The sequence below is a fragment of the Ruegeria sp. BG5 genome, assembly GCF_056538425.1.
Genome location: NZ_JBQFTC010000007.1, coordinates 100,400 through 114,378 on the forward strand (window position 1 = coordinate 100,400; position 13,979 = coordinate 114,378).

At 60.1% G+C, this 13,979-nt stretch carries 12 protein-coding genes; 3 read left to right on the forward strand and 9 right to left on the reverse strand.

Annotation, left to right across the window (positions count from 1 at the left end):
* Positions 1–31: 31 nt before the first annotated feature.
* The 3 genes from ACR0KX_RS18125 to ACR0KX_RS18135 all read right to left on the reverse strand — a co-directional run bounded on the left by ACR0KX_RS18125 (position 32) and on the right by ACR0KX_RS18135 (position 5,512).
* Positions 32–2,878, reverse strand: a complete 2,847-nt coding sequence (locus ACR0KX_RS18125; RefSeq protein WP_480708660.1) for a DNA translocase FtsK — start codon at positions 2,876–2,878, stop codon at positions 32–34.
* 14 nt (positions 2,879–2,892) lie between these two features.
* Positions 2,893–4,074, reverse strand: coding sequence for an aminotransferase class I/II-fold pyridoxal phosphate-dependent enzyme (locus tag ACR0KX_RS18130; RefSeq protein WP_170455209.1), 1,182 nt, complete (start codon positions 4,072–4,074; stop codon positions 2,893–2,895).
* Between the two features lie 109 nt (positions 4,075–4,183).
* A complete protein-coding gene (locus ACR0KX_RS18135) occupies positions 4,184–5,512 on the reverse strand; it encodes an amidase family protein (protein ID WP_170624591.1) in 1,329 nt (442 codons plus the stop codon).
* Between the two features lie 52 nt (positions 5,513–5,564).
* Here ACR0KX_RS18135 and ACR0KX_RS18140 point away from each other — a divergent pair, with 52 nt between their 5' ends.
* Positions 5,565–6,827 (forward strand): FAD-dependent monooxygenase, encoded by a 1,263-nt coding sequence (locus ACR0KX_RS18140; RefSeq protein ID WP_480708661.1) that lies wholly within the window; start codon positions 5,565–5,567, stop codon positions 6,825–6,827.
* Here ACR0KX_RS18140 and ACR0KX_RS18145 read toward each other — a convergent pair.
* The 5 genes from ACR0KX_RS18145 to ACR0KX_RS18165 all read right to left on the reverse strand — a co-directional run bounded on the left by ACR0KX_RS18145 (position 6,824) and on the right by ACR0KX_RS18165 (position 11,541).
* Positions 6,824–7,009 carry a Trm112 family protein gene (locus ACR0KX_RS18145; RefSeq protein ID WP_170523870.1) on the reverse strand — a complete coding sequence of 62 codons (186 nt, stop codon included), beginning with the start codon at positions 7,007–7,009 and terminating at the stop codon, positions 6,824–6,826. The genes ACR0KX_RS18140 and ACR0KX_RS18145 overlap by 4 nt on opposite strands.
* Positions 7,006–7,647 carry an LON peptidase substrate-binding domain-containing protein gene (locus ACR0KX_RS18150; protein WP_170624593.1) on the reverse strand — a complete coding sequence of 214 codons (642 nt, stop codon included), beginning with the start codon at positions 7,645–7,647 and terminating at the stop codon, positions 7,006–7,008. The genes ACR0KX_RS18145 and ACR0KX_RS18150 overlap by 4 nt, the downstream gene beginning before the upstream one ends.
* Before the next feature lie 27 nt (positions 7,648–7,674).
* Positions 7,675–8,592 (reverse strand): thioredoxin, encoded by a 918-nt coding sequence (gene trxA / locus ACR0KX_RS18155; protein WP_170624594.1) that lies wholly within the window; start codon positions 8,590–8,592, stop codon positions 7,675–7,677.
* A 76-nt stretch (positions 8,593–8,668) separates the two neighbouring features.
* On the reverse strand, positions 8,669–9,457 hold the full coding sequence (locus tag ACR0KX_RS18160; protein ID WP_170624596.1) for an exodeoxyribonuclease III: 789 nt from the start codon (positions 9,455–9,457) through the stop codon (positions 8,669–8,671).
* Positions 9,458–10,854: 1,397 nt separating this feature from the next.
* Entirely contained in the window at positions 10,855–11,541 is a 687-nt protein-coding gene (locus ACR0KX_RS18165; RefSeq protein WP_050605036.1) for a response regulator transcription factor, read from the reverse strand.
* Between the two features lie 161 nt (positions 11,542–11,702).
* Between ACR0KX_RS18165 and ribA the strand changes: the two genes are divergently transcribed.
* Both ribA and ACR0KX_RS18175 read left to right on the forward strand, forming a co-directional pair.
* The gene (gene ribA, locus ACR0KX_RS18170) at positions 11,703–12,797 is read left to right on the forward strand and encodes a GTP cyclohydrolase II (protein ID WP_170624598.1); all 1,095 of its coding nucleotides are present in this window, start codon (positions 11,703–11,705) and stop codon (positions 12,795–12,797) included.
* Positions 12,794–13,294 carry a L,D-transpeptidase family protein gene (locus tag ACR0KX_RS18175; protein ID WP_170624600.1) on the forward strand — a complete coding sequence of 167 codons (501 nt, stop codon included), beginning with the start codon at positions 12,794–12,796 and terminating at the stop codon, positions 13,292–13,294. The genes ribA and ACR0KX_RS18175 overlap by 4 nt, the downstream gene beginning before the upstream one ends.
* Here the strand turns inward: ACR0KX_RS18175 and ACR0KX_RS18180 are convergent.
* Complete coding sequence (locus tag ACR0KX_RS18180) at positions 13,278–13,937, reverse strand: YggS family pyridoxal phosphate-dependent enzyme (protein ID WP_170624602.1); 660 nt, start codon at positions 13,935–13,937, stop codon at positions 13,278–13,280. The genes ACR0KX_RS18175 and ACR0KX_RS18180 overlap by 17 nt on opposite strands.
* Positions 13,938–13,979 lie beyond the last annotated feature (42 nt).

Genomic DNA, 13,979 nt, shown 5'->3' on the forward strand with positions numbered 1-13,979 from the left:
GATATGCGCTCTGCCCTTGTTATTAAATATCCTATTGCTCGGGGACGAGGATTTCGCGTTTGCCGACGTGATTTGCCGCCGAAACAACGCCTTCGTCCTCCATCTGCTCAACCAGCCGTGCGGCTTTGTTGTAGCCGATGGCAAGTTTCCGCTGGATATACGAGGTCGAGCATTTGCGATCCTTGATCACAATCGCCACCGCTTGATCGTACAGAGCGTCTTCGCCATTGGTGTTGCCACCGGTGTTCAGCCCAAGAACGGCGTCGATATTGTCGGCCTTTTCTTCGGCCGGGCCATCGACCACGCCGCTCATGTAATCCGGCGGGCCGAATTGTTTCAGGTGGTTAACGATTTCCTCGACCTCTTCATCCGAGACAAAGGGGCCATGGCAACGGGTGATCTTGGCACCGCCCGCCATATACAGCATGTCGCCCTGCCCCAGCAGTTGCTCAGCACCCATCTCGCCCAAAATTGTGCGGCTGTCGACTTTCGAGGTCACCTGGAACGAAATCCGGGTGGGGAAGTTCGCCTTAATCGTGCCGGTAATCACATCAACCGACGGGCGCTGTGTGGCCATGATCAGGTGAATGCCCGAGGCACGCGCCATCTGCGCCAGACGCTGAATGCAGGCTTCGATCTCTTTACCCGCAACCATCATCAGGTCGGCCATCTCGTCGACGATGACGACGATATAGGGCATCGCTTCGGGGGCGAATTCTTCGGTCTCGAACATCGGCTCGCCGGTTTCGTCGTCGAACCCGGTCTGCACCGTGCGGCTGAACATCTCGCCCTTGACCAGAGCGTCCTTCACACGGCCATTGTAACCGGCGATATTACGCACGCCCATCTTGGACATCTTGCGATAGCGATCCTCCATCTCGCCCACGACCCATTTCAGGGCGACAACCGCCTTTTTCGGGTCGGTCACAACGGGCGACAGCAGGTGCGGGATGCCGTCATAGACCGACAGTTCCAGCATCTTGGGATCGATCATAATCAGGCGGCATTCATCCGGCGTCAGCTTATAGAGCAGCGACAGGATCATCGTGTTGATCGCCACCGACTTACCCGAACCCGTGGTCCCCGCGATCAGAAGGTGAGGCATCTTCGCAAGGTTCGCCACGACGGACTCACCGCCGATATCCTTGCCCAATGCCAGCGGCAGCGCGTGGTTGCCATCGCCGAAATCACGGCTGGCGAGGATTTCGCGCAGCACCACCATCTCGCGGTTTTCATTGGGCAGTTCGATCCCGATCACCGAACGGCCCGGCAGGGTCGAAACCCGCGCCGACAGCGCCGACATCGAGCGTGCGATATCGTCGGCCAAACCGATCACCCGGCTGGCTTTCAAGCCCGGGGCCGGTTCCAGTTCATACATGGTGACAACCGGGCCGGGGCGGACGCTGACGATCTCACCCTTGACGCCATAGTCATCCAGCACGTTTTCAAGCATCCGCGCGTTTTCCTCCAGCGCCTCATCGCTCAGGTGATGGCGCTGAATGCTGGCCGGGTTCGACAACAGGCCCAGCGGCGGCAGTTCGAAATCGGAATGCCGTTCTTCGAAAGACAGGGCCGGTTGCGCCTCGGCCTGCGCGCGGCGGGATGGTTGCGGCGCGCGGCGCACCGGCTGTGCGACCACCGGCTTGCGCGGCTCGGCCACCGGGATTTTCATCGCCGGGCGCGATTGCGGCACGGGTTCGGGGGAGTCCTCGAACACGGCGTCATCGTCAAAATCCGGCTCGGGCGCGAAGTCCTGATGCAGAGGCTCCTGCCACTCGGGCGCGGTCATAGGCGGTTCAGGCGGCAGGCCACCTGTTGGCCCTGCGTTCAGGATCAACGGGTCCGGCCCGCGACCACGGCCTTTGGTCAGCGGCAGGTTCGGATCGGGCTCGGGCGTCACCTCACCGGTTGCCACCTTGCGGTTGCGCACAGCGGCCGAGATTTTCGAGCGGATGCGATCCTCACCCGGCATTTCATCGAAGCCTTCGACCGGCATGGGCTCAACCAGTTCGGGTTCGGGCATCGGATCAGGGCGGCGGATCAGGGCGGGCATACGGGCCAGCAGGCCGGTTTTTGGGGCAGGTTCCGGCGCTTCCTCTTCCAGGTCTTCAAAGACGGGATCCCCAAAGGCAATCTCATCATTCAAAACCGGCTCAACCCGCGCGGCGCGGTGTTCTTTCCACTGCGCCCGGCGATCCCGCGCGGCCTGCGCAGTGGCCGAGGCCCCACGGCCCAGCAGGTTCATCAACAGATCGTAGGCCATCACCAGACCCAGCAGGAAAGCACGCGTTCCGCGGCGCACGTCAACCTTGGTGAAGCCCAGCACAAAGACACCCAGCGCGATCATCCCGACGGCCATGGCCAGCGACATCAGCTTGACCAGGAAATGCGAGGAAATCGGCAAAAGGGTCAGCAACGCCCCCATTACGGTGTCGCCAAACAGCCCGCCCAGCCCATAGCTGTGGGTCGCGCGCCATTCGGCACCGGGCACCAAAGTCGCGGCGTAGACCGAGACAATTGCGATCCAGATCGGGGCAAAGATCAAACGGGCAACGGCACGATCTTCGCCGAAATGGCCGGCAAATCGCACACCCCAACCGATCAGCACCAGCGCAATACCCCAACTACCCCAGCCAACGATCATGAACAACGGCGCGGCAATCGAGGCACCAATCCGCCCCATCCAGTTCTGCACCGGCGCATCGGTCGAGACCATCCAGTTCGGATCGTCCGGCGTGTAGGACCAGATCATCGCCGCGGCGGCAAAGCCCAGCAGGATCAGGGCGATCCCGATCAATTCCTTGCTGCGCCGCTCGATCGCGGCCTGAGTCGTGCTGTCCAGTAGCGGATCGCGGTTGCGCGCGTTCAATGATGCCATTTTGCCCTCGTACCTCACGAATAGATGCAGTCGCGGAGCGTGATCAGCCCGCGCTGCAACTCTGTTTTTGGGGCCACCATAGCGGCCCGGATAAAGTGCTCGCCCGGGTTTTGCCCCGGATCGCCTTGAGAAAGATATGCGCCCGGCAGGACCCGCACTCCGGTCTCTTGCCACAGCTTCAATGCGGTCTCCTCGCCGTTTTCAACGGGCAGCCACAGGAAAAACCCGGCCTCGGGCGGCATATAGCCCTGCACACCGGCAAAGACCCCATCCGCAATGGCGTATTTTTCCTGATAGAGCGCGCGGTTTTCGACAACATGCGCCTCATCAGCCCAAACCCTGGCAGCAGCAGCCTGCAATGGCATAGGCAAAGGCGAACCGGCATAGTTGCGCAACTGTTTGACACGTTTGATCGTTTCGGAACCGCCCGCGATCAGACCGGACCGCAGACCCGCCAGATTGGACCGCTTCGACAGTGAGTTGAAAAGCGTGATCCGTTCGGGATCTGCCCCCATCTCTTGCGCGACGGTCAGGACGCCTGTGGGGGCTTCATCCCGGTAAATCTCGGAATAGCATTCATCGGCGAAGATGCGGAAATCGTATTTCTCGGCCAGGGCGATCAGTTCGGCCCAATAATCGCGCGATGCCACGGCCCCCTGCGGGTTGGCGGGCGAGCAGATATAGGCAATGGCGGTGCGGTTCAGCACGTCTTCGGGCAGGCCCGCATAGTCGGGCAAATGTCCGGTGGCCGCTGTGGCAGGGACAAAAACAGGCTCGGCTGCGACCGAGATCGAGGCGACCATATAGACCTGATAAAACGGGTTCGGGCACAGAACGACCGGCTTTTGGCCGTTCTTCTGTTCCGGGCACAACGCCATCGCCGCGTTGTACAGCCCCTCTCGGGTGCCGTTCAGCGCCATGACGTTGGTGTCGGGGTCCATACTCACGCCATAACGGCGTTTGATCCAGTCGGTGATTGCCCCACGTAACTCGGGCGAGCCTTCATTCGGTGGATAGCCCTGAAATCCAGCCGCATTTTCGGTGATCACATCCGTCACCCAAGCGGGGAAGTCGTGCATTGGCGCGCCGATGGTCATGTGAATCACGTCACCCCCCGGCTGGTGATGGTCCAACAGGGTGCGCAGACGCGGGAATGCATATTCCGGTAGGTTCGAAAACCGCTCGGGGAAAATCATAACTACTGCCTCAATATCGGGGTCATTTCGCCCCGTCTTTTTTGGCAGATTACAGATCAGACCCCGCCCCGTCCAGACAAAGAGGTGCCGAATCAGGGGATTGTGGCATTCACGCCAATGCGGTTTCCGCCGCTGAGCCCAGCCGCAACAGGGCCTCTTCGGACCCCGGATAACCCAGCATCATCAGCCCGCAACCGGGTGTCTGGGTCGGCAAAGTCAAAGCCGCCAGCCCCATCAGGTTGCCAATGCGGGTGTTGCGCAGGGCCAGCAGATTCTCGGTCACGTAATAGTCGTGATCGCTCAGCAGTCGGTCCAGATTTGGCGGCAGGATCGGTGCGGTCGGGGCCAGAACGGCATCAAATCCGGCAGTGGCCGCATCCCATGCGGCACGGCAGGCTTTGAGTCTGGACCAGGCCGCAACATAGTCGGGGCCTGAAAAAGCCTGACCCATGCGGAACCGTTCCAAAATCTCGGGGTACATTGCCTCGGGGTTGGCCTCGATAACGTCCTTCCACAAGCCATAAGCCTCGGTTGTATAAAGCACTCCGGTCAGGCCCATCGCGTCATTCAGCTCGGGCACGTCCAGCGGGACGATCTCTGCCCCTGCATCGGCCAGACGGGCCAGCGCATCCTCATAGGCCGCGCGCGGGGCGTCTCGCAGATCGTCCTTCGCGACATTCTGCAGATCCGCAAAACGACGACCCGCCAAAGACGCGCCGCGCAAATCGGCGGGGGTACCGCCTTCCAGCAGCGCCAGAACATGGGCCGCATCCTCGACCGACCGGGCCAAGGGGCCGACCGTGTCAAACCGCAGACATAACGGTACGGTGCCTTCAAGGCTGACCCGGCCCGCGGTGGTTTTCAGACCCACAAGATTGTTCCACGCCGACGGGATACGCACCGACCCGCCGGTATCCGACCCAATCCCACAGGCGGCCAAACCCCAGGCAACACTGGCCCCGGCGCCCGAGGATGAGCCGCCCGGCACAGCCTCTTCATCATCGATACAGGGCGGGGTCCCGGTGATCGGGTTCAGGCCAAGACCGGAAAAGGCCAACTCGCTCATATGGGTTTTGCCCAGACAAACCGCCCCCATGGACGTGGCGTTGCGCACAACCACGGCGTCCGCATCCGGAACACGGCCTTTCAACAGGGCCGATCCAGCCTCGGTGCCGATACCGGCCGTATCAAAGAGGTCCTTCCAACTGATCGGAACACCATCCAGCAGGGACCGGCGCAGACCCAAAGCAGCGCGGTCTTTTGCGGCCTTCGCCTCGGCCCGCGCGCGGTCATGGGTGACGCGGGCAAAGATACGGTCGCGATGAGGGTGGGCGTCAATGGCGCTCAGGTAGGTCTCGGTCAGGTCCACAGGGTCGATCTGCCCCATGCCGATGCCCCGACCCAGATCACAGGCCGTCATGGTTAGCCATTCCTGCATCTCACCCCTCCTTCTTTTCTGCCTGAACGGGACGGTAGCGACAGGACCGCACATGGACAATCCCGAAAGGGCGCGCATATTGCAGGGCATGACACGGGCATCGAATATCCTGATCGTTGGCGGCGGCCTGAACGGCCCCGCCCTGGCACTGGCATTGGCGCAAACCGGTCACACGGTCAGCGTGATTGATTCTCTGGCCGAGACGGTCCGTACAGATGCAGCCTTTGACGGGCGATCTTATGCGCTGGCGCTGGCTTCGAAACGGTTGCTGGAAGCGATTGGTGTGTGGGAGCGGGTCGCCGACCACGCCCAGCCGATGCTCGAAATCAAAGTGACCGACGGCCATGCCGGTTCCGGCCCGTCGCCCTTTTTCATGCATTTCGACCATGCTGAGATCGAGGAAGGCCCGATGGGCTATATGGTCGAGGATCGCCACCTGCGTCGCGCGTTTCTTGAGGCGATGGCCGAGGAAAAGCGCATCACCCAGATCAGCGGCAAGACCGTTGTGGCGCAGGAAACAGGTACATCCGGCGTCACCCTGACACTGGATGACGGCAGCACGGTTGCAGGGCAACTGGTCGTCGGGTGCGACGGTCGGCGCAGCGGTACGGCGGCGCGGGCAGGGATCAAGCGCAGCGGGTGGGATTACGGTCAAACCGCCCTTGTCTGCGCCATCGAGCACGACCTGCCCCATCACGGCGTCGCGCATCAGTTCTTCATGCCCCCCGGGCCACTGGCGATTCTGCCGCTGACCGACAATCGCAGTTCCATCGTCTGGAGCGAACGCACCGACACCGCCCATCGCATCAACGCGCTGCCCGAGGCCGAGTACCTACAGGTTCTGCGGCCCAGATTCGGAGATTTTCTGGGTGACATCCGCCTGCAAGGCGACCGCTTCACCTATCCGCTGAACCTGACCATCGCCAATTCCTTTATCTCGGATCACTTGGCGTTGGTTGGGGATGCGGCCCATGGGATGCACCCGATTGCCGGACAAGGCTTGAATGCCGGTCTGCGCGACGTGGGCGCGCTGGCCGAAGTGCTGACACTGGCCGGACGGCGGGGCGAAGAGATCGGCTCGACCCTTGTGTTACAGCGGTATCAGGAGTGGCGGCGCTTTGACACAGCTTCGCTTGCGATGGCGACGGATGTGTTCAACAAGCTGTTTTCGAACGATAATCCGCTGCTGCGGATCGGTCGCGATATCGGCATGGGGATCGTCGGATCCTTGCCCGGATTGCGGCGCGGATTCGTGCGTGAAGCGGCAGGTCTGACTGGCGATCTGCCGAAATTGCTGCAAGGCCGCCCGATTTAGTCCAGCGGACGCGCCTCATCCACCAGCATCACCGGGATGCCATTGCGGATCGGAAAGGCCAGCCCTGCCGCTTTGGACACCAGTTCCTGCTTTTCCGCGTCATAGTGCAATGTTGTATGCGTCTGCGGGCAAATCAGCGCCTCAAGCATATGGCGGTCAAACGCGTTTGCTGGATCACTCATTGCAATGTTTCCTCATTTGATCCGCCGCGCAGGGCGAATTCGATCAATGTCACAAGGGTCTCGCGCCGCGTGCGCAGACACGGGGCCTCTAGCAGGGCCTGTTTGTCTTCCGGGTCGAAATCCATCAGCATCGACAGGGAATTCACCAAAAGCTCATCATCGGCATCCTTCAGCGAACCCCAGTCGGTGGACAATTGGCGGGATACGAAGAATCGTTCCAAAAGGGTCAGGAACCGTGTCCGGTTGAACCCATCGTCGTTCTCGGACTTGCCCAGATCGCGGTCGAACCCATCCCACGACACCTCGCACCGGCGATACGGGGTGAAGGCGTCCAGTTCGGATTTGATGCGGAACCGGGAAATGCCAGTCAGTGTGATCAGGTACCGGCCATCTTCCGTTTCGGAAAACTGGGTGATGCGCCCGGCGCATCCGATGCGGTGCAGCTTGGTGTCATCGCTGACCGAGGGGTTCGGCTGGACCATCGCAATCAGCCGTTCCTTGGTCTTCAGCGCGTCATCCACCATTTGCAGATAGCGCGGCTCAAATATATGCAGCGGCAGGGGCGAACGGGGCAGCAACAGCGCCCCGGGCAATGGGAAAACGGATACCGTTTCCGGCAGGTCGGCGGGATGCATCATGTACCCGAGTGTAGCTCTGATCAGGAATTAGGCAAATATCATCGAGCTGAGCTTGCGCCGCCCGTTCAGAACAATCGGATCATTGGGCTTGAGCGCGTCGAAGATCGTGAACAACTGAGCCTTGGCCGCACCGTCATTCCACTCGCGATCCCGACGGAACAATTCCAGCAATTGTGCCACGGCGTCTTCCACATCGCCATTGGCGTGCAGCGCCTGCGCCAGATCGAACCGGGCCTGATGGTTGTCGGGCTCGGCCTCGACCGCAGCGGTCAGTTCAGCCACCGGGCCCGCATCTGCCGCCTGTTTCGCCAATTCCAATTGTGCATGCGCCGCTTCCAGTTCGGGCGCGTTGGAAATCTCGGCCGGGGCACCGTTCAGGATCGCCTCGGCCTGTTCCAGATCGTCGGATGCGATATGCGCGCGCACCAGCCCGCCATAAGCTGCGGCATGGTTGGGATCTTCGCCCAGAATCGCGGCAAAGGTCTGCGCCGCATCTACGGCGGCCCCTTCGGTCAGCATTTCTTCGGCGGCCTGAACGGCCTCTTCCAACTGGCCACCGGGGCTTTCGCCGCCTGCCGCTTCGATCACACGGTCCACGAATGCCTTGATCTCGGACCCCGGCAGCGCACCCTGAAATCCGTCAACCGGCTGACCCTTGAAGAAGGCGTAAACGGTTGGGATCGACTGGATCCGCAACTGAGACGCAATCATCTGCGCCTCGTCCACGTTGATCTTGACCATCTTCACCGCACCTTTGGCGGCAGTTACGGCCTCTTCCAGCAGTGGCCCCAACGTTTTGCACGGGCCGCACCATGGCGCCCAGAAATCCACGATCACTGGGGTTTCCTGCGACGCCTCGACCACATCGGCCATGAACGTGGCCTCAGAGCCGTCCTTGATCAGATCGGTGGCGGGGGTGCTGTCTGACGGGTTCAGAAGGTCCATGGCAAATACTCTTTCGTTCGAACTTGCGCCCTATATGCAACCGCTTGGCGCAGAAACCAAGGGCTGAGTTTCCCGGTTACAGATCGAAACTTGCAAAGACGGGCGCGTGATCGCTGGGCTTTTCCCATCCGCGCGCCTCGCGCAGGATACGGCTGGAATGGCCTGCGTTCGAAATATCCGGTGTCGCCCAGACGTGATCCAGCCGCCGCCCTTTGTCTGCCGCATCCCAGTCGCGGGCGCGATAGGACCACCAGCTATAAAGCTGGCCTTCGGGGATGTCCTGCCGGGTAATATCGACCCAACCGCCCGCATCCTGCGTTTCCGCCAGTTGCTCAACCTCGATCGGAGTGTGTGAGACCACCTTGAGCAGTTGCTTGTGCGACCACACATCATCCTCGCGCGGGGCGATGTTCAGATCGCCAACCAGAATGGATTTCTCGGGCTTTTCCGCATGGAACCAGTCGCGCATGTCGGTGAGGTAATCCAGCTTCTGCCCGAACTTCTCATTCACCTCACGATCCGGCACATCCCCGCCCGCCGGGACGTAGAAATTGTGGATCGTCACGCCATTTTCCAACCGCCCTGCGATATGGCGCGCGTGGCCGAGACCAGCGAAATCCTTGTCGCCCACCTCTTCCATCGGCAGACGCGACAGGATGGCGACGCCGTTATAGCCCTTCTGCCCCCGAGCAACCATGTGGGTATACCCCAGTTCCGCAAACCCTTCGGTCGGGATCTTTTCGACCGGAGACTTGCATTCCTGCAAACACAGCACATCCGGAGCCTCTTCCTGCAACAATTTCAGCACGATAGGCTCGCGCAGGCGGACCGAGTTGATGTTCCAGGTGGCAAGGGTGAAGGGCATGGGTCGAGATTCCTCTGTCGCGATTGGGCGGAGGTTAGCGCGACATAGAACCAGGTGCCATGAGAAAAGGCCGCGGAACAACTTCGTTACCTGAATCGCAGTTAAGCGGACAAAGCACCATTTCGCTGCGACTGCGCCAAGGCCCGCTTTACAGGTTTCGCCTTTGTCAAAAACGGTCGTTTCTCAGCGTCAACGTTATCTCAGCCTATAATTCACTACACAACAGGCGCGGATAACTAGGTCGGCAGTGTGGGCAAGGAAGGTGTTGCTCATAGGTTTGAAGTTTTGGCAAGTATGACCGCTTTGGTATTGAGAATTTCTTGAAAGACAGCAAATATCTGACTAGCAGAGTTAAGATCTGATAGGTGCCAGCGCAATATGGTTGCAAAGACTGTTGTTGGTCGTAACATTCCCGGCCCTAGCGTCTGTGCTCTTTGTTGCTTCCCCCGCGCAAGCGAACCAGCTTAACAACTGGTCGATTTCTTGCGGAGTCGACCAAGGAGCGATCACTAAGAAAGGTAAGGACTGGCGCTTTACCACCAGTTCAAACAGGTGCCCAGGAGGATCTTGGCAGCAACGTGCTGAAATCTCTACAAAACATGTGAAACCAAATGTGAAAGGGGCTTATCTGTTTACTTCAAGGGTATCGATGACAAGCAGCCGCCCAAAGCGCTTCGATATCTTCCAACTGCACGATGGGCGGCGTCCGTGCGCTCCTCCACTCAAGGTAACGGTTCTATCGAATGGCAGAATGGAGCTTTGGAGCGACACTGAGTTCACGAACGGCGGTTGCATATATGGAAAGCTGACTCGGCAACCATCTGCGGGCAGGCTTAGGTTTGATGGGACAGAACAAGAACTGAAAGTCCTCATAAACTTCGATGGTAACGGCGGTTTCGATGTTACCGTTTGGTTGGATGGACGGGTCGAAATGAAGGGCCGATATGACCAGCCCCTTCAAGCTAACGCTTTCAGATCAACCAAGTTCTATTTTAAGCACGGAGCGTACTCACCAAAAACCTTTGACTACGTGCTGTTTTCTCGCGGGATGAGTGTGAAAAAAGTAAGGCTCAGCAACTGAGTACTACGCGTACACCACTCTCTGCGGAAAACCGAAGCAGCGCTGATGACAGGGCACTATCTGCACTGCCTCGCGGGGTGAAGAACTGAGTAGATGCGAAATTTACCGCGCTGCGGGCGCTCGCAGCTCGAAAGGGCAAGGTACAGTTTGGGCTCAAAGCGGACATTTATAAATCAACTCCCCACAAAAAAAGCCGGGCCATCAGGCCCGGCAGTCCAACAGGGAGGTGCATGTCATAACCCGGACATGCGCGGGTTGGGAGTAACCTAATTATGAGGCCAGAGTATCACTTTGATCCAAATCAATCCACCTCGGATCACGATACAAGGCGATATCCACCCGATTCTGTGACCAAAAGGCGTGCATTCGATGGATCAGGCTCGATCTTCTGACGTAGACGGTAGATGTGCGTTTCCAGCGTGTGGGTGGTGACACCGGCGTTGTAACCCCAGACCTCGTGCAGAAGCACATCGCGTGCCACGACGCCATCGGTCGAGCGGTACAGGAACTTGAGAATGTTGGTCTCTTTCTCGGTCAGACGAATCTTGCGGTCTTCCTCGGTGATCAGCATCTTCATGGCTGGCTTGAAGGTGTACGGGCCAAGAACGAATACGGCGTCCTCGGATTGTTCATGCTGGCGCAGTTGCGCACGGATGCGGGCCAGAAGAACCGGGAATTTGAAGGGCTTAGACACATAATCATTGGCACCGGCATCCAGGCCCAGGATCGTGTCGGCGTCGCTGTCATGGCCCGTCAGCATCAGGATCGGGCTTTTGACGCCCTGTTTGCGCATCAGGCGGCACAGCTCTCGCCCGTCGGTATCGGGCAGTCCCACATCCAGAATGACCAGATCGTAGATCGCTTCGCGGGCCCGCTCCATCGCTGACGAACCATCAGAGGCTTCGAACACGTCAAAATCCTCGGTCATCACCAGTTGCTCGCTAAGCGCTTCGCGCAGGTCTTCGTCGTCATCCACCAGCAGGATTTTCTTGAGCTGAGCCATTTCGCGGTCCTCCTAAGCCTTTTCCATCACTTGCGCGTAGAAGATGCAATCGACAAGCTTTGCTGCACCCGTCTCACGCCATCGTGTCAGACGCGGCGGAAATGTTTCACATTTCTTTTGGAAACCGTTAGAAGTCCGCCGAACGCGATTGGGCATTATCAATGAGTCTGAACCCCGACATCACCGAGCTGTTGGCCCGCGCACGGGCTGACCTGCGCATGGGCGTACCCGTGGCCCTGACCGACGACAGCGGCGTCAGTGTGTTGGCGCTTGCGGCCGAGACGCTCAGCCCCCAACGTCTGGCGGATTTGCGCGGGCTTGGCGGGACACCTGTGGTCGCAATCACCGGACGGCGGGCCGAGACGCTGAAAGCGCGCGCCTATGACGGGGATCTGGCGCGGGTTGTGATCCCGGCAGATGTTGAGATTGACTGGGTGCAGGCGGTTGCCGATCCCTCGGATGATCTGAACGCGCCGATGAAGGGCCCCCTGATGACCGAGCGGCAGGGGAACGCAAACCTGCATCGCATTGCCATCGCGCTGACCAAGTCGGCACGCCTGCTGCCGGCAGCTGTTGTGATGCCGGTTGAGGACGGCCAGGCCTTTGCTGCCCAGCACGGCCTCACCTGCATCGATCACACGCGTGCGGCCCCTCATCTGGCGGATCGCAGCGCCCTGCACCCGGTTGTTGCCGCGCGTCTGCCGATGGAGGTGTCAGAGGCCGGTCGTCTGCACGTGTTCCGCCCTGAAGACGGCGGTGAAGAGCATTACGCTGTGGAAATCGGCCGCCCGGATCGGGGCAAACCGGTTCTGACGCGCTTGCACTCGGCCTGTTTTACCGGCGACCTGATGGGTAGTCTGAAATGCGATTGCGGTCCGCAGTTGCGGGGCGCGCTGGCGCAAATGGGGGCTGAAGGTGCAGGCGTTTTGCTGTACCTGAATCAAGAGGGGCGCGGGATTGGCCTGGCCAATAAGATGCGCGCATATTTCCTTCAGGATCAGGGGTTTGACACTGTCGAGGCCAATCACCGGCTGGGCTTTGAAGATGATGAGCGTGATTTCCGGCTGGGCTCGGACATTCTGAAATCGCTGGGCTTTAGCTCGGTGCGACTTTTGACCAACAATCCGGCGAAGATGTCGATGATGGAGAAAACCGGGATCGCAGTGACCGAGCGCGTGCCGCTGAAAGTGGGTGAGACGGCGCATAACCGCGGCTATCTGGCCACCAAGGCTGCGAAATCCGGGCATTTACTGTGACACCGGGCGATCTGGTCTGTACCCCACGCGGCGTCCGGTTTCTGGGCCGCATCTTCCCCTGTTCGATTGGGAAAGGGGGCCTGAGCGCCGCAAAACGCGAGGGTGACGGGGCCACCCCAATCGGCACGCACCGCATTGTCGGGATGCTGTATCGCCCGGATCGGATGGTTGCACCCTGTTCCTGGGCGCGGCCCATCGGCCCGACGGATTTGTGGTCCGACGATATGTCCGACAGCCGGTATAACAGTTTGATTTCAGCGCCTTACGCCTTCAGCCATGAAAAGCTGCGCCGGGCGGATCCGTTATATGATCTGGTTCTGATAACCGACTGGAACTGGCCAAATGCGGTGCCGGGGGCGGGGTCGGCCATCTTTGTTCACCAATGGCGCAGGCCCGGCTATCCGACAGAAGGTTGCGTGGCCTTCCGTCGCGATCATCTGCACTGGATCGCCCGGCGGATCGCACCGGGCACGCGGCTGATTATTCCTCAGGCCTGACCCGCTCGCCGAAAATGGCCGAGCCGACCCGCACATGGGTCGCGCCAAGGGCGATGGCTTGTTCGAAATCACCGCTCATGCCCATGGACAGGCCCGCCAACCCGTTGCGTTCGGCAATTTTGGCCAGCAGAGCAAAATGCAGCGCGGGCTCTTCCTCGACCGGAGGGATGCACATCAGCCCCCGAACCGGCAGGTCCAGAGCCTTGCATTCCGCAATAAACCCATCCGCGTCAGTTGGGAGAATCCCGGCCTTTTGCCCCTCTTCCCCCGTATTGACCTGAACGAACAGGTCCGGGCAGGACCCGATCTCCTGCGCCAGCCGCGCCAGGGTTTTGGCAAGTTTCGGACGGTCGACGGAATGGATCGCGTCGCACAGCTCCATCGCCTGCCGTGCCTTATTGGTTTGCAGCGGTCCGATCAGGTGCAGGTCTATCCCGTCGAACTGGTCTTTGAACGCGGGCCACTTGCCCGCCGCCTCTTGCACCCGGTTCTCACCGAAACAGCGGTGGCCCTGCTCAAGCACGGCCTGAACACGTTCATTCGGCTGAACCTTCGATACGGCGATCAGCTTGACCGACCCGGGGTCCCGGCCTGCTTTAGCTTCGGCCTTTGTGATACGGGCGGTGATGTCTTGCAGGGACATGGCGTTCCTCAAATCTGTCTTTGGCGCGACAGAACACCATGT

Bases quoted from the DNA above. Each gene is read 5' to 3' on its own strand.
- ACR0KX_RS18130 (WP_170455209.1), bottom strand. From the start codon at position 4,074: ATGATTTTCCCCGAGCGGTTTTCGAACCTACCGGAATATGCATTCCCG.
- ACR0KX_RS18180 (WP_170624602.1), bottom strand. From the start codon at position 13,937: ATGTCCCTGCAAGACATCACCGCCCGTATCACAAAGGCCGAAGCTAAA.
- ACR0KX_RS18125 (WP_480708660.1), bottom strand. From the start codon at position 2,878: ATGGCATCATTGAACGCGCGCAACCGCGATCCGCTACTGGACAGCACG.
- ACR0KX_RS18150 (WP_170624593.1), bottom strand. From the start codon at position 7,647: ATGATGCATCCCGCCGACCTGCCGGAAACGGTATCCGTTTTCCCATTG.
- trxA (WP_170624594.1), bottom strand. From the start codon at position 8,592: ATGGACCTTCTGAACCCGTCAGACAGCACCCCCGCCACCGATCTGATC.
- ACR0KX_RS18140 (WP_480708661.1), top strand. From the start codon at position 5,565: ATGGACAATCCCGAAAGGGCGCGCATATTGCAGGGCATGACACGGGCA.
- ribA (WP_170624598.1), top strand. From the start codon at position 11,703: ATGAGTCTGAACCCCGACATCACCGAGCTGTTGGCCCGCGCACGGGCT.
- ACR0KX_RS18145 (WP_170523870.1), bottom strand. From the start codon at position 7,009: ATGAGTGATCCAGCAAACGCGTTTGACCGCCATATGCTTGAGGCGCTG.
- ACR0KX_RS18160 (WP_170624596.1), bottom strand. From the start codon at position 9,457: ATGCCCTTCACCCTTGCCACCTGGAACATCAACTCGGTCCGCCTGCGC.
- ACR0KX_RS18135 (WP_170624591.1), bottom strand. From the start codon at position 5,512: ATGCAGGAATGGCTAACCATGACGGCCTGTGATCTGGGTCGGGGCATC.
- ACR0KX_RS18165 (WP_050605036.1), bottom strand. From the start codon at position 11,541: ATGGCTCAGCTCAAGAAAATCCTGCTGGTGGATGACGACGAAGACCTG.